At 60.9% G+C, this 14,076-nt stretch carries 15 protein-coding genes; 12 read left to right on the top strand and 3 right to left on the bottom strand.

Annotated features, from left to right (window positions below):
- Nucleotides 1–45: 45 nt before the first annotated feature.
- The 12 genes from HJ536_RS00980 to HJ536_RS00925 all read left to right on the top strand — a co-directional run bounded on the left by HJ536_RS00980 (nt 46) and on the right by HJ536_RS00925 (nt 11,953).
- Nucleotides 46–1,062 (top strand): DNA-directed RNA polymerase subunit alpha, encoded by a 1,017-nt coding sequence (locus HJ536_RS00980; protein ID WP_176852875.1) that lies wholly within the window; start codon nt 46–48, stop codon nt 1,060–1,062.
- Nucleotides 1,063–1,224: 162 nt separating this feature from the next.
- On the top strand, nt 1,225–1,644 hold the full coding sequence (gene rplQ / locus HJ536_RS00975) for a 50S ribosomal protein L17 (protein ID WP_176852876.1): 420 nt from the start codon (nt 1,225–1,227) through the stop codon (nt 1,642–1,644).
- A gap of 199 nt (nt 1,645–1,843) precedes the next feature.
- Entirely contained in the window at nt 1,844–3,166 is a 1,323-nt protein-coding gene (locus tag HJ536_RS00970) for a trypsin-like peptidase domain-containing protein (RefSeq protein ID WP_177156819.1), read from the top strand.
- 3 nt (nt 3,167–3,169) lie between these two features.
- Complete coding sequence (locus HJ536_RS00965; protein WP_177156383.1) at nt 3,170–4,477, top strand: replication-associated recombination protein A; 1,308 nt, start codon at nt 3,170–3,172, stop codon at nt 4,475–4,477.
- Between the two features lie 31 nt (nt 4,478–4,508).
- Nucleotides 4,509–4,886, top strand: a complete 378-nt coding sequence (crcB, locus tag HJ536_RS00960; RefSeq protein ID WP_176852878.1) for a fluoride efflux transporter CrcB — start codon at nt 4,509–4,511, stop codon at nt 4,884–4,886.
- Complete coding sequence (locus HJ536_RS00955; RefSeq protein WP_177156382.1) at nt 4,883–5,926, top strand: RluA family pseudouridine synthase; 1,044 nt, start codon at nt 4,883–4,885, stop codon at nt 5,924–5,926. Before crcB ends, HJ536_RS00955 begins: the two co-directional genes overlap by 4 nt.
- Nucleotides 5,923–6,597: an HAD-IA family hydrolase gene (locus HJ536_RS00950; protein ID WP_177156381.1), complete on the top strand. Its 675-nt coding sequence runs from the start codon at nt 5,923–5,925 to the stop codon at nt 6,595–6,597. The genes HJ536_RS00955 and HJ536_RS00950 overlap by 4 nt, the downstream gene beginning before the upstream one ends.
- Complete coding sequence (locus tag HJ536_RS00945) at nt 6,597–7,301, top strand: ATP12 family chaperone protein (protein ID WP_177156380.1); 705 nt, start codon at nt 6,597–6,599, stop codon at nt 7,299–7,301. The genes HJ536_RS00950 and HJ536_RS00945 overlap by 1 nt, the downstream gene beginning before the upstream one ends.
- Nucleotides 7,302–7,511: 210 nt before the next feature.
- Entirely contained in the window at nt 7,512–8,528 is a 1,017-nt protein-coding gene (locus tag HJ536_RS00940; RefSeq protein WP_176852882.1) for an amino acid ABC transporter substrate-binding protein, read from the top strand.
- 136 nt (nt 8,529–8,664) lie between these two features.
- Nucleotides 8,665–9,876: an amino acid ABC transporter permease gene (locus HJ536_RS00935; protein ID WP_176852883.1), complete on the top strand. Its 1,212-nt coding sequence runs from the start codon at nt 8,665–8,667 to the stop codon at nt 9,874–9,876.
- A gap of 1 nt (nt 9,877) precedes the next feature.
- On the top strand, nt 9,878–11,170 hold the full coding sequence (locus HJ536_RS00930) for an amino acid ABC transporter permease (RefSeq protein ID WP_177156379.1): 1,293 nt from the start codon (nt 9,878–9,880) through the stop codon (nt 11,168–11,170).
- A gap of 15 nt (nt 11,171–11,185) precedes the next feature.
- Nucleotides 11,186–11,953: an amino acid ABC transporter ATP-binding protein gene (locus tag HJ536_RS00925; RefSeq protein WP_176852885.1), complete on the top strand. Its 768-nt coding sequence runs from the start codon at nt 11,186–11,188 to the stop codon at nt 11,951–11,953.
- Nucleotides 11,954–11,957: 4 nt separating this feature from the next.
- On the opposite strand, the gene HJ536_RS00920 is transcribed toward HJ536_RS00925, so the two are convergent.
- Genes HJ536_RS00920 through argB form a run of 3 tightly spaced genes read right to left on the bottom strand, consistent with a single transcriptional unit; the run spans nt 11,958 to nt 13,957 of the window.
- Entirely contained in the window at nt 11,958–12,455 is a 498-nt protein-coding gene (locus HJ536_RS00920) for a SixA phosphatase family protein (RefSeq protein ID WP_177156378.1), read from the bottom strand.
- Nucleotides 12,452–13,096, bottom strand: a complete 645-nt coding sequence (locus tag HJ536_RS00915) for a ferredoxin (protein ID WP_177156377.1) — start codon at nt 13,094–13,096, stop codon at nt 12,452–12,454. The genes HJ536_RS00920 and HJ536_RS00915 overlap by 4 nt, the downstream gene beginning before the upstream one ends.
- Nucleotides 13,097–13,957: an acetylglutamate kinase gene (argB, locus tag HJ536_RS00910; RefSeq protein WP_176853144.1), complete on the bottom strand. Its 861-nt coding sequence runs from the start codon at nt 13,955–13,957 to the stop codon at nt 13,097–13,099.
- Nucleotides 13,958–14,076: the final 119 nt, after the last annotated feature.

The raw sequence follows: 14,076 nt of genomic DNA, 5'->3' as shown, positions 1-14,076 counted from the left end.
GTCTGTTCCTTCGGACATGGGGAACGGGCAAGAATGGAGGGCCGCATGATCCATAAGAATTGGGCCGAGCTGATCAAGCCGACACAACTAGAGGTAAAACCGGGCAATGATCCGGCGCGTCAGGCAACCCTGATCGCAGAACCTCTGGAGCGTGGCTTTGGTCTGACACTCGGTAACGCGCTGCGCCGCGTTCTGCTGTCGTCGCTGCAAGGTGCAGCGATCACCAGCGTTCAGATTGACAACGTTCTGCACGAGTTCTCGAGCGTGACCGGTGTGCGTGAAGACGTCACCGACATCGTTCTGAACCTCAAGGGCGTTTCTCTGAAGATGGAAGTCGAAGGCCCCAAGCGCCTGTCGATCAACGCCAAAGGCCCGGGCGTCGTCACCGCAGGTGACATCGCAGAGACCGCAGGTATCGAAGTTCTGAACCGTGATCACGTGATCTGCCACCTCGACGATGGTGCCGATCTGTTCATGGAACTGATCGTCAACACCGGCAAAGGCTACGTTGCTGCTGACAAGAACCGTCCCGAAGATGCGCCCATCGGTCTGATCCCGATCGACGCCATCTACTCGCCGGTCAAGCGCGTCAGCTACGATGTTCAGCCCACCCGTGAAGGCCAGGTTCTGGACTACGACAAGCTGACCATGAAGATCGAAACCGACGGCTCGATCACCCCGGAAGATGCAGTCGCTTACGCAGCGCGCATCGTTCAGGACCAGCTGTCGATCTTCGTAAACTTCGACGAGCCCGAGTCGGCAAACCGTCAGGACGAGGACGAAGGTCTCGAGTTCAACCCGCTTCTGCTCAAGAAAGTGGACGAGCTGGAACTGTCGGTCCGTTCGGCAAATTGCCTCAAGAACGACAACATCGTTTACATCGGCGATCTCATCCAGAAGACCGAAGCAGAAATGCTGCGCACGCCGAACTTCGGCCGCAAGTCGCTGAACGAGATCAAAGAAGTGCTGTCGGGCATGGGCCTGCACCTTGGCATGGATGTCGAGGATTGGCCGCCGGACAACATCGAAGAACTGGCCAAGAAGTTCGAAGACCAGTTCTAATCGGAATTATGGCGGGCGTTACGTATGTACGCCCGCCATACGCTTGCCATATGCGGATCATACCTGTATTTGGCGGCACACTCGGGCAGAATCGCCCCAAGGAGAGCGGTCGAAACGCATCGACTGCCAGACAAAGCAAAACCAAATCTTAGGAGACTTCAAATGCGTCACGCACGTGGTTACCGCCGTCTGAACCGCACCCACGAACACCGCAAAGCGCTGTTCGCAAACATGGCTGGCTCGCTGATCGAGCACGAGCAGATCAAGACCACCCTGCCCAAGGCAAAAGAACTGCGCCCGATCATCGAAAAGATGATCACCCTTGCAAAGCGCGGTGACCTGCACGCCCGTCGTCAGGCTGCTTCGAAGCTGAAGCAGGACCAGTACGTCGAGAAACTGTTCGCAGTTCTGGGCCCCCGCTACGCAGAGCGTCAGGGCGGCTATGTTCGCATCCTGAAAGCCGGCTTCCGTTATGGTGACATGGCTCCCATGGCGATCATCGAATTCGTTGACCGTGACGTTGCAGCCAAAGGCGCAGCGGACAAGGCACGCAACGAAGCAGTTCTGGTTGACGCTGAATAAGCTCACCTGCGCTTCGCCGCGATTTATAGGACCCTCGCCATTGGCGGGGGTCTTTGCTTTTGCGGGGGACGGGTTGCACTGGCCCGCGCGGCTACGCATATCAGGGGCCAGACAAGCACAAGAGGTATCCACCGTGCGCAAGGCCACTCTCGCCGCTCTCGTTTTCGCTCTTCCTCTCAGCCAGCCCGCGTTCGCCGAAATGCAGGTGCCCGCGTCTCAGGCGCAGATTTCCATGGGTTTCACCCCCGTGGTCGAACAATCCGCGCCCGCCGTGGTCAACATCTACGCCAAGCGCGTGGTGGCCGAGCAGGTCAGCCCCTTTATGAACGATCCCTTCTTCGGGTCGATTTTCAGGGGGCAGGGGCAAGTGCGCCAGCGGGTGCAAAACAGCCTCGGGTCCGGTGTGATCCTGTCCGGTGACGGGATCGTGGTGTCGAACTTCCACGTGGTCGGCGACGCGACCGAAATCCGCGTGGTTCTGCGGGATCGCCGTGAATTCAACGCCAAAGTGCTTCTGGCGGACGAAGAGGCTGACCTTGCCATCATGCAACTCGATGGCGCTGCGGATCTGCCTCACCTCGACTTGCGCAACAGCGACGAGGTTGCCGTGGGCGAGCTGGTTCTGGCCATCGGCAATCCCTTTGGGGTCGGGCAAACCGTGAGCAGCGGCATCGTGTCGGGCCTCGCGCGGTCCGGTGTCGGGGGCGATGGGGGGCGCGGGTACTTCCTGCAGACCGATGCGCCGATTAACCCGGGTAACTCTGGCGGTGCGCTGGTGGATATCAACGGACGTCTGATCGGGGTAAATACCTCGATCCTGACGCGGTCTGGAGGGTCCAACGGGATCGGCTTTGCGATCCCTGCCAATCTGGTCGAACGCTTTGTCGAACAAGCCCGCGAAGGCCAGACCACATTCCAGCGGCCTTGGGCTGGTGTGACCGGTCAGGCGGTGGATTTCGACATGGCGGGCGGGCTTGGCCTGTCGGTGCCCGAAGGGGTGATCCTGTCCTCAATCCACGCCGAAAGCCCCTTTGCCGAGGCAGGGTTCGAGGCTGGTGATATCGTGGTGGCCGTGGATGACCAGCCCGTAAACACGCCCCAAGAAATGGTCTTCCGCATGTCCGTTGCGGGCATTGGCGAGAAGGCTCAGGTGACCCGTTTGCGCGATGGTCAGCGGGAAACCTTGGCCGTTCAGATGATCGCGCCGCCGGACCGTCCCGCACGGGAAGAAACCACCCTAAGCCGCCGCGTGGTTCTGGCAGGTATGACCGTGGCCAACGTGAACCCCGCCGTGATTGCCGAGATGGATTTGCCCTTGGACGCCTCTGGCGTGGTGATCACCGATGCTGGCCCGATTGCCCCGCGTCTGGGTCTGCAAACCGGCGATATTCTGCTGGGAATCAACGGAGCCGACATCCGTGAGCCCAAGGATGCCGAAAGCGCCCTGCGTGATGCGGGACGCTCGGGGATCATCGAGGTTCTCCGCGCTGGACGCCGCATGGCATTCCGGTTCAGGGTCTGACGTATGGATTTATTCGACTCTTCCCCAGTGGCCGAAGACAAGGCCCACCGCCCGCTGGCCGACCGCCTGCGCCCCCAGAAACTGTCCGAGGTGATCGGGCAGGATCATCTGCTGGGGCCGGACGGGCCTTTGGGCGCGATGCTGGCGGCGGGGTCTTTGGGTTCGCTTATTCTGTGGGGGCCGCCGGGGGTGGGCAAAACCACGATCGCGCGGCTCTTGGCGGATGAAACCGATCTGGAGTTCGTGCAGATCAGTGCAATTTTCAGCGGCGTCGCCGACCTGAAAAAGGTGTTCGAAGCTGCCAAAATGCGCCGCCGCGCGGGGCAGGGGACACTCCTGTTCGTGGACGAAATCCACCGCTTTAACAAAGCGCAGCAGGACAGCTTCTTGCCCCATATGGAGGACGGGACGATCCTGCTGGTGGGCGCCACGACCGAGAACCCCAGCTTCGCCCTGAACGCCGCGGTCCTGAGCCGCGCGCAGGTCTTGGTGCTAGAGCGGCTCGAGGTGGACAGCATGAAGCTGCTCGCCACACGCGCCGAAGAAGAACTGGGCCGCGATCTGCCGCTCGATGCCGATGCCCGTCAGCAGTTGATGGACATGGCCGACGGGGACGGGCGTGCCATGTTGAACCTGATCGAGCAGGTCGCCGCGTGGAAGGTCGATACCCCTCTGACCGCCGAGCAGATGGGCAAGCGCCTGATGCGCCGCGCTACCCAGTACGACAAGTCCGGCGACCAGCACTACAACCTGATTTCCGCGCTGCACAAATCGGTGCGGGGCAGTGATCCTGACGCGGCGATGTACTGGTATGCGCGGATGCTTGAGGGCGGCGAAGACCCCCGCTACTTGGCCCGCCGCCTGACCCGCATGGCGGTAGAGGATATCGCGCTGGCCGACCCCCAAGCCCTGACCATCTGCCTGCACGCGTGGGAGGCATACGAGCGCCTTGGCAGCCCCGAGGGCGAGCTCGCCTTGGCCGAGGCGGTCGCCTATCTGGCGCTGGCCCCGAAATCGAATGCCAGCTACGTCGCCTACAAAGCGGCCCGCAAACTGGCGAAATCCACGGGCAGTGCACCGCCCCCCAAGCACATCCTGAACGCCCCCACTTCGTTGATGGAGGACATCGGATATGGCGCGGGCTACCAGTACGACCACGACGCCGAGGATGGATTTTCAGGCCAGAACTACTTTCCCGACGGGGTGGAACGCCCTGATTTCTACCAGCCTGTCGAACGCGGCTTTGAGCGCGACCTGAAAAAGCGTAAAGAATATTTCGCAAAACTCAGAGCAAAACGTCAGGGCGGTTGACTCCGGCGGGGCAAAGGGAAAGACAGCGCCCATGATCTTTACAGTACTTCAAGTCGCCCTCGGGGGCGCTATCGGAGCGTCGTTCCGGTATTTGACCAATGTGAGCGTGATGCGTCTGCTCGGGCCCGGTTTCCCGTGGGGGACCGTGGTGTGCAACGTGATCGGCAGCTTTGCCATGGGGGTGCTGGTCGTTGTGCTGGCGAACACCGGCAACAACAAATACGCGCCGCTTTTGATGACCGGGCTTCTGGGTGGCTTCACCACCTTTTCCGCGTTCTCGCTGGATGCGGTGACCCTGTTTGAACGCGGCGCGCTCATGCCCGCTGCGGCCTATGTCCTGACCTCGGTTGTGGTGTCGATCATCGCACTGTCGCTGGGTCTCCTCTTTGCGCGAGGCATCGTATCATGAGCGGCGTCCAGACCGTTATCGTTGAAAAAGGCGAGGGGGATCAGCGGCTCGACCGTTGGCTCAAGCGCCGCTTCCCCCACATCGCGCAGGGCCGCATCGAAAAGATGTGCCGCAAGGGCGAAATCCGTGTGGACGGGGGCCGCGTCAAACCCGCCAGCCGCGTGGAAGAGGGCCAGCAGGTCCGTATTCCGCCGCTGCCCAAGCCCGGTGAAGTCACCAGCGCGCCCAAGCCCAAGGTCTCGGACAAGGACGCGGAGCTGATCCAGTCCTGCGTGATCTACCGCGACGACCACATCATCGCCCTGAACAAGCCCGCCGGTCTGCCCGTGCAGGGCGGCAGCAAGCTGACCCGCCACGTGGACGGTTTGGCCGAGGCACTGAAGTTCGGCTACGAGGACAAGCCCCGTCTGGTGCACCGTCTCGACAAGGACACCTCGGGCGTTCTGATCTTGGCCCGTACCCGCCAGATCGCCGCCGGTCTGACCAACGCCTTCCGCGCCCGCGAGACGCGCAAGATTTATTGGTCGATCGTCGCCGGTGTGCCGCATCCCCGCATGGGCTCGGTCCGCTATGGTCTGGTCAAGGCCCCCGGTCACGGCAAGGACGGCGAGGGCGAGAAGATGATCTGCGTCCACCCCAAAGAGGTCGAGACCACCGAAGGCGCCAAGCGCGCACTGACCGATTACGCTGTGCTGACCACCTTGGGGCAGCGGGCGGCGTGGGTTGCCTTGGTGCCGGTCACTGGCCGGACCCACCAGCTGCGCGCCCATATGGCCGAGATGGGCCACCCCATCATCGGTGACGGCAAATACGGCGGCTCGGGGCAAGAGAACCTTGGCGACGGTTGGGGTGCCCAATTGGGCGGCGAAATCAGCCGCAAACTGCACCTGCACGCGCGGTCGCTGACCTTGACCCATCCGGTGACGGGCAAGCGCCTGAACCTGGTTGCTGAGTTGCCCGACCACATGCGCCGTACTTGGGATTACGTCGGCTGGGACATCCGCGATGTGCCCGAAGACCCGTTCGAGGATATGGAATGACCCTTGGCCCGCTGCGCCTGATCATCTTTGACGTGGACGGCACGCTGGTTGACAGTCAGGCCGATATTCTGGCGTCGATGGCAGCGGGCTTTGCGGCGGGCGGGGTGCCTGTGCCGGAACGTGCGGCGATCCTGTCGATCGTCGGCATGTCGCTGGAAAAGGCGATCCCCGTGCTGGCCCCCGATGCCACTGACGCGATCCACGCAGTGATCGTGGATGGCTATAAGAGCGCCTACCAACGCCTGCGCGCGGAAAAGGGCGCGGCGTCCAGCCCCTTTTACCCCGGTGTACGCGAGACGCTGGAGCATTTGTTCAATGTCCCCGAATATCTGGTGGGTGTTGCGACGGGCAAATCGCGCCGCGGGCTGACGGCTCTGCTGGACAGCCACGGGCTGACCGGGCGCTTTGTGACCGAGCAGGTCGCGGACTTTCACCCCTCCAAGCCTCACCCGGCGATGATCCATGCGGCCTTGGCCGAAACGGGCGTCGACCCGCAGAATGCGGTGATGGTGGGGGACACAACCTTTGACATGGATATGGCGCGGGCTGCTGGCGTCGGGACCATTGGTGTCAGTTGGGGCTATCACAGCCCAGACCGTTTGGGCGCTGACGTGACCCTGACGCAAATGACCGATCTGCCCGCCGCGCTGAAAACGATCTGGAGAGACTGATGAGCGAGTGGAAAGCCAAACGCTTCTGGAAAGAAACCACCCACGAGGCCACCGAAGGCGGCTGGACGATCCGTCTGGATGGGCGTCCTGTAAAGACGCCTGCCAAAGTGGCTCTGGTCGTTCCGACCGAGGATTTGGCCAAAGCCATCGCCGCTGAATGGCACGCCCAAGAGGACGTGATCCAGCCCTTGACCATGCCGTTCACCCGCTGTGCAAACGCCGCGATTGACCGGGTTGCCACCCAGCGCGACGCCGTGGTCGAGATCATCGCAGCCTACGGCGAGACCGATCTGCTATGTTATCGGGCAGAGCAGCCTAACGAATTGATCAAACGTCAGGCCGCCGCGTGGGACCCCATTCTGGACTGGGCCCGAGAGACGCTGAACGCCGAACTGACCACCCATTCCGGCGTGATGTTCGGCACCCAGCCCGAGGCCGCTCTGCGGGCGCTTTTCGAACATGTAGACGAGATGACCCCTTTCCAGCTGTCGGCGCTACACGATCTGGTTGCAATGTCCGGTTCGCTGGTGCTGGGGCTTGCTGTGACAAAGGGCCGGATTGATTCTAAAACGGCTTGGGACATGTCGCGAATTGACGAAGAATGGCAAATCGAACAGTGGGGCCGTGACGAAGAAGCGGACGAACTGGCCGAGAAAAAGCGCGAAGAGTTCCTGCGGGCCGAAAAACTATTTCGTATGGTGTAAGCCACACGAAAGAAAAGTTACGTCTCAGGGCATTTGATCATTCAATGTGCGAATGCTCATGGGTTTTCGTGATCTTGGCCTTGACGATTCCTGATGAATGAACACACACTTTGTACATCGGGTCAAAAAATCCGGCCCGATTGTTACCGATGGGCTGGGATGGCCCGATAGAACCGCTGATCAACAGCGGGCAATCAGGAAGAGGTAAAAATGAAAAAATCCGTGTTTCTAGGCGCACTGACCGTTGCTGGTCTGACCGCCGGCGCAGCTGCTGCAGGTACCCTTGACGACGTCAAGGCGCGCGGCAAGCTGAACTGCGGCGTGACCACCGGTCTGGTCGGCTTTGCAGCACCTGACGCGAACGGCGAATGGCAGGGCTTTGACGTCGCCATCTGCCGCGCTGTCGCCGCAGCCACCCTGGGTGACCCCAAAGCTGTAGAATTTGTACCGACCACCGGCAAAACCCGCTTCACCGCTCTGGCATCGGGCGAGATCGACGTTCTGGCGCGTAACACCACTTGGACCTTCTCGCGCGATACCGACCTGAAGTTCGATTTCATCGGCATCAACTACTATGACGGTCAGGGCTTCATGGTTCCCAAGTCGCTGGGTGTGACCTCGGCCAAGGAACTGGACGGCGCGACCGTTTGTATCCAGACCGGCACCACCACCGAACTGAACCTGGCGGACTTCTTCCGCACCAACAACATCACCTACACCCCCGTTCCGATCGAGACCAACGCAGAAGCACAGCCTCTGTACCTCGAAGGCGCGTGTGACGTGTACACCACCGACGCTTCGGGCCTGGCCGCAACCCGCGCCGCGTTCGAAAACCCCGGTGAGCACGTGATCCTGCCCGAAATCATCTCGAAAGAGCCTCTGGGTCCGCTCGTTCGCCACGGCGACAACGAGTGGGGTGACATCGTGTCGTTCACCTTCTATGCGCTGGTCGCAGCAGAAGAGTACGGCATCACCTCGGCGAACGTCGAAGAGATGGCAGCTGGCACCGAGAACCCCGAAATCAACCGTATTCTGGGCACCGAAGGTGATCTGGGTGCGATGATCGGTCTCGACAATGCATGGGCCAAGAACGCAATCGCGGCAGTTGGCAACTATGGCGAAATCTTCGCGAAGAACATCGGTGAAGAGACCCCCGTTGGTCTGGCCCGTGGTCTGAACGCACAGTGGAAAGACGGCGGTCTGATGTATGCGCCGCCCTTCCGCTAATACCGCCTAGACGGTAGGGGGCGCGGGTCAACCGCGCCCCTTTCTCTATACCCCAATAACGATAATCAAAAACCGCAAGGACATGTGACGAGTGTGCTCGTCGCAACCCCTCCTTGTTACCTTCCGGGAAGCAATCATGACGGCATATACCGACCCTCCGAAAGAGTCGTTTCAGCTGTCCCAGCTGATCCATGACACCCGTTACCGGTCCTACACGTTCCAGTTCATCGCTCTTGTGTTGTTGCTGGCGGGTGTGGGCTACCTGCTCTCGAACTTGTTCGAAAACCTGCGCAACGCGGGCCTGAGCATTTCCTACGGCTTTTTGGGACAGCCTGCGGGCTATGACATTAACCAGACGCTGATCGACTATACCAACCAGGACACGCACATGCGGGCGTCTGTGGTTGGCGTTCTGAATACCCTGCTTGTGGCCTTTTTGGGCTGCATCACAGCGACCATCCTGGGTGTTTTCGCCGGGGTAGGGCGCCTATCCAAAAACTGGCTCGTGGCCAAGCTGATGTCTGTGTACGTCGAAGCTTTCCGCAACGTTCCGGTTCTGATCTGGATCCTCATTATCTCGACCATCGTGACGATCATGCCTTCGCCCCGTGCGTTCAAAGGCGAGACTCCCGATGCGGAAATGCTGTTCGGCATGGTGGCGTTCACCAACCGCGGCGTCTACATCCCCAAGCCCGTCTGGAACGAAGGTTCGGCGGTCGTGGTTGCGGTTTTCGTGCTGTCGGTCATCGGGATGTTCGCCTATCGCGCCTATGCCAAAAAGCTGCTGTTCAACACCGGCAAGCTGCTGCCCATGGGCTGGCCCTCGCTGGTGATCCTGTTTGTGCCCGCCGTTCTGGCGTTCTTTGTGATGGGGCGTCCCATTGGCATCGACATCCCCAAGCTGGGTGGCTTCAACTTTACCGGCGGCATTGATCTTCAGCGTCCGCTGATCGCTCTGTGGTTGGCTCTGTCGATCTACACCGGCGCGTTCATCGCGGAAAACGTCCGCGCGGGCATTCAAGCGATCAGCCGTGGCCAGACCGAGGCCGCTGCCTCTTTGGGACTGCGTCCGGGCCGTATCATGAGCCTTGTGATCCTGCCGCAGGCGCTGCGCGTGATCATTCCTCCCGTCATTTCGCAGTACCTGAACCTGACCAAGAACAGCTCGCTCGCGATTGCTGTGGGCTACATGGATCTGACCGGCACGCTGGGGGGCATCACCCTGAACCAGACAGGCCGCGCCATCGAATGCGTTCTGCTACTGATGCTGTTCTATCTGATCATCAGCCTCAGCATCTCGGCGATCATGAACGCCTACAACAACCGCGTGAAGCTGAAGGAGCGTTGAGATGAGCGATACACATTCCCAACTCGCGTTCGTACGCACCGAAATGCTGGCGCAAAAGGAACCGCCGGCCAAGGACAAGGGCGCGGTCAAATGGGTCCGCACCAACCTGTTCTCCAGCTGGAGCAACACCATCCTGACGCTGGTGGCGTTCTACGTCATCGTAAAGCTGATCGTTTCTGCCGGTCCGTGGTTTGCTAATGGACTGTGGGACACCAACTCGCTGTCTGAATGCCGCGCCATTCTGGACGGGGCACGGGGCGCCTGTTTCTCGGTGCTGAGCGAGCGTTGGCAACAGCTGCTGTTCGGTATTGCCTATCCGTCGGACCAATACTGGCGCCCGACCTTGGCCTTCGTGATCATGCTGGTGGCGGCTGCCCCCGTGCTGTTCGTGAAACTGCCGCGCATTCTGCTGGTTGTGACGGGGCTCTTCCCTTTTGTGGCCTATTGGCTGCTGTGGGGCGGGACATTCCTGACGCCGCTGGTGTCGCTGATCGGCGTGATCGCGGGCTACTACGCGTTCAAAAACGTCGAGCGCTTCGGCTTTGTTCTGGGCTTGGGGGCGGGCGTCATCGTTGCCGCGATCGTCTGGAAAATCGGTGGGGCGCTGACCGCGTCGATGGACGATGTGCTGGCCCTGCGTGCGGTCGCCAGCCGCGACATGGGGGGCTACATGCTGAACATGATGCTGGGTGTCGTCTGTATCTCGCTGTCGCTGCCGATTGGCATCATGCTGGCGCTTGGCCGTCAGTCGCACATGCCGATTATCAAGGGTATCAGCGTGGTCTTCATTGAGTTCATTCGCGGTGTGCCTCTGATCACCCTGTTGTTCGTGGCAAGCGTTGTTCTGGCCTACTTCTTCCCGCCGGAAACCAACATGGACCTGATCCTGCGCGTGATCATCATGATCACCATGTTCTCGTCGGCCTATATCGCCGAGGTGATCCGTGGTGGTCTGGCCGCGCTGCCCAAGGGCCAGTACGAGGCTGCCGACAGCCTTGGTCTGGACTATGCGCAGGCCATGCGCCTGATCATCCTGCCCCAAGCGCTGAAAATCTCGATCCCCGGTATCGTCAACGTGGCCGTTGGCCTGTTCAAAGACACCACGCTGGTGTCGGTGATCTCGATGTTCGACTTGGTAGGTATGATCCGCGGCCCGATCCTGGCCTCGACCGAATGGAACGGCGTGTATTGGGAGCTGTATGGCTTCGCCGCGCTTCTGTTCTTTGTCACCTGCTACAGCATTTCCCAATATTCCCAGTGGCTGGAGCGTCAGCTCCGCACGGATCATCGTTAAGAAAGGTGCCCTACTATGGTTGACACCACGCAAATGACTGTCTCTGACGAGGTCGCAATCTCGATCGAGAAGATGAACAAATGGTACGGTCAGTTCCACGTTCTGCGGGACATTGACCTGACCGTCTATCGCGGTGAGCGCATCGTTATCGCGGGGCCGTCGGGCTCGGGTAAATCGACGCTGATCCGCTGTATCAACGCTTTGGAAGAGCATCAGGCCGGCAAGATCGTGGTGGACGGCGTTCACCTGACCTCTGACCTGAAGAACATCGATGCGATCCGGTCCGAGGTTGGCATGTGCTTCCAGCACTTCAACCTCTTCCCGCACCTGACCATTCTGGAGAACTGTACGCTGGCCCCGATCTGGGTTCGCAAAATCCCCAAGCGTCAGGCCGAAGAGACCGCGATGCACTTCCTTGAAAAGGTGAAGATCCCCGATCAGGCCCACAAGTATCCCGGCCAGCTGTCGGGCGGCCAGCAGCAGCGTGTGGCGATTGCCCGTTCTCTGTGCATGAAGCCGCGCATCATGCTGTTCGACGAACCCACTTCGGCGCTCGACCCCGAGATGATCAAAGAGGTTCTGGATACCATGGTCGAACTGGCCGAAGAGGGCATGACCATGCTCTGCGTGACCCACGAGATGGGCTTTGCCCGTCAGGTGGCGAACCGCGTGATCTTTATGGATCAGGGCCAGATCGTCGAACAGAACGAGCCCGAAGAGTTCTTTAACAACCCGCAGAGCGAACGGACCAAGCTGTTCCTCAGCCAGATCCTGGGTCACTGATACTTCAGTCGATCAAGTCTCTCGGGACAACGAAATCAACGGCGCGGGCAGTGTGGAAACGCACTGCCCGCCATTCGTTTTCGGGGAACTCGGCGACCAGAGTGGCGCAAGTCGGATAGCGCATGAACTGGGGATGGGCGGGGGCCTTGGCCAGCAGGCGATCTGCGAAATCCGCGATGCCGGGGTTGTGGCCGATCATCAGCACGGTCTTGCCCGTGGCGCCCTTCAGCACATCCATCATCACATCGCTCGGCGCGTGATAGAGGCGGCGGACGAAATCCGTTTCCACCTCGGGCAGGCCGAGCCGCTCAAGCGTTTCGCGGGTCCGCGTGGCGGTCGAGCACAACACCTCGTCCGGCAAATACCCGTGTTCCTTTAGCCACCCGCCGATCGCGGGGGCCGAGCGACGGCCGCGTTCGTTCAGGATGCGATCGTGATCCTCTTGCAGCGGATCGTCCCAGCTGGATTTCGCGTGGCGGGTCAGGATCAGGCGCAAGGTCATGGGTGAAAACTCTTCATGTGGAACGCAGACTGCTCGGGCAACCTGCCATAGGCTGCGCCAACCGGACAAGCCCGCCGCACCGCGCATCCCTGCGTCATGCAGTCCGAGCGCGGGTCATCCAGCCACGCATGGCAGGTCGGGGTGTCGTAGCCGTCGCGCAGGGCATCGACGGGGCAGGTGGACCGGCAGGGGCGCGCCTCGCATGTCTCGCAGGGGTTCGGAGCAGGAGGCGGCCCGTCCACGCGATAGGGCAGGGCAATCGCGCCACGGTAGCTGATCCAGAGCCCCGCATCCGCGTGTACCAGCATTCCGACGGCAGAACTGTGGGCGCGGCCCGTCCGCATGGCCCACCGCAGAAACGGATGATGGGGCGGCCCGCCAAAGGGGAACAGCGCGGCCCCCCCGATCCCAGCGGCGATCTCGGTCAGGACACGTTCGGACCAGCGATCAATGGGATCGGCCTGTCCATCCAGATATTCAGGCGACGTGGTGAACAGGGGCCAGAACGCCCCCTTGGGCCCGACCATCAAAAGAGTCTGCGCACCTTGCAGGCCGTCAGCCTCTTCGGGGTGGAAGCCCCCCAAAATAGAAAGGCCCTGCTGTGACAGCAGGGCCTCGATCTGTGCGAATGCGGCGCGCATTCAGGAGCCTTTGGGCTGCATGCGGATCAGCGATCCGGCACCGTGGTCTGTGAACAGCTCCAGCAGGCAAGCGTTGGGCAGGCGGCCATCCAGAATGACAACCGCACGAACACCAGCCTCGACCGCATCGAGGGCGGTTTGGGTCTTGGGGATCATGCCGCCGGCAATCACGCCAGCTTCGGTCATCTCGCGGACCTGAGCGGCCATCAGTTCGGTAACCACTTCGCCCTCGGCGTTCTTGACGCCCGAAACGTCAGTCAGCAGCAGCAGGCGATCGGCTTTCAGCGCAGCCGCAATCGCGCCCGCAGCGGTGTCGCCGTTGATGTTGAAGGTTTCGCCGTTTTCACCGGCGCCAAGGGGCGCGATGACGGGAATGGTGTCGTCTTCGAATAGCGCCAGCAGAACGTTTGGGTCCACCTTGGATGGAGTGCCCACCAGACCCAGCGAGGGGTCAGTTTGCTCGCAAATCATCAGGTTTGCGTCCTTGCCCGACAGACCGACCGCGCGGCCACCCTGACGGTTGATCGCCTGAACGATGCGCTTGTTGACCTGACCGGACAGAACCATCTCGACTACATCGACGGTGGCCTGATCGGTGACGCGCTTGCCGTTGACGAACTCGGATTTGACCCCAAGCTTGGCTAGCATTTCGTTGATCATGGGGCCGCCGCCATGCACGACAACGGGGTTCAGACCAACCTGACGCATCAGGACGACATCGCGGGCAAAGCTGTCCATCGCTTCTTCGCTGCCCATGGCGTGACCGCCAAGCTTGATCACGACAACGGCGTCATCATAGCGCTGAAGATAGGGAAGAGCCTCGGATAGGGTCCGGGCGGTGGCGATCCAATCGGTAGTCATTGCCATTTGCTTTTTCATGTCCTGTCCCTCTGGGTCCGACTATGGGTAACGTACCCCCAGACCGAGTAAAAGGGTGTCTGCCCGCCCGAATTGAGTATTTTTCCAAAGCAGAAAGCAAG

The sequence above is a fragment of the Donghicola mangrovi genome (genome assembly GCF_013377535.1).
GTDB lineage: Bacteria > Pseudomonadota > Alphaproteobacteria > Rhodobacterales > Rhodobacteraceae > Donghicola > Donghicola mangrovi.
This window is presented reverse-complemented; position numbering and strand designations above follow the sequence as displayed.

Coding starts and splice junctions, on each gene's coding strand:
- HJ536_RS00980 (WP_176852875.1), top strand. CDS start 46: ATGATCCATAAGAATTGGGCCGAGCTGATCAAGCCGACACAACTAGAG.
- rplQ (WP_176852876.1), top strand. CDS start 1,225: ATGCGTCACGCACGTGGTTACCGCCGTCTGAACCGCACCCACGAACAC.
- HJ536_RS00970 (WP_177156819.1), top strand. CDS start 1,844: ATGCAGGTGCCCGCGTCTCAGGCGCAGATTTCCATGGGTTTCACCCCC.
- HJ536_RS00965 (WP_177156383.1), top strand. CDS start 3,170: ATGGATTTATTCGACTCTTCCCCAGTGGCCGAAGACAAGGCCCACCGC.
- crcB (WP_176852878.1), top strand. CDS start 4,509: ATGATCTTTACAGTACTTCAAGTCGCCCTCGGGGGCGCTATCGGAGCG.
- HJ536_RS00955 (WP_177156382.1), top strand. CDS start 4,883: ATGAGCGGCGTCCAGACCGTTATCGTTGAAAAAGGCGAGGGGGATCAG.
- HJ536_RS00950 (WP_177156381.1), top strand. CDS start 5,923: ATGACCCTTGGCCCGCTGCGCCTGATCATCTTTGACGTGGACGGCACG.
- HJ536_RS00945 (WP_177156380.1), top strand. CDS start 6,597: ATGAGCGAGTGGAAAGCCAAACGCTTCTGGAAAGAAACCACCCACGAG.
- HJ536_RS00940 (WP_176852882.1), top strand. CDS start 7,512: ATGAAAAAATCCGTGTTTCTAGGCGCACTGACCGTTGCTGGTCTGACC.
- HJ536_RS00935 (WP_176852883.1), top strand. CDS start 8,665: ATGACGGCATATACCGACCCTCCGAAAGAGTCGTTTCAGCTGTCCCAG.
- HJ536_RS00930 (WP_177156379.1), top strand. CDS start 9,878: ATGAGCGATACACATTCCCAACTCGCGTTCGTACGCACCGAAATGCTG.
- HJ536_RS00925 (WP_176852885.1), top strand. CDS start 11,186: ATGGTTGACACCACGCAAATGACTGTCTCTGACGAGGTCGCAATCTCG.
- HJ536_RS00920 (WP_177156378.1), bottom strand. CDS start 12,455: ATGACCTTGCGCCTGATCCTGACCCGCCACGCGAAATCCAGCTGGGAC.
- HJ536_RS00915 (WP_177156377.1), bottom strand. CDS start 13,096: ATGCGCGCCGCATTCGCACAGATCGAGGCCCTGCTGTCACAGCAGGGC.
- argB (WP_176853144.1), bottom strand. CDS start 13,957: ATGACTACCGATTGGATCGCCACCGCCCGGACCCTATCCGAGGCTCTT.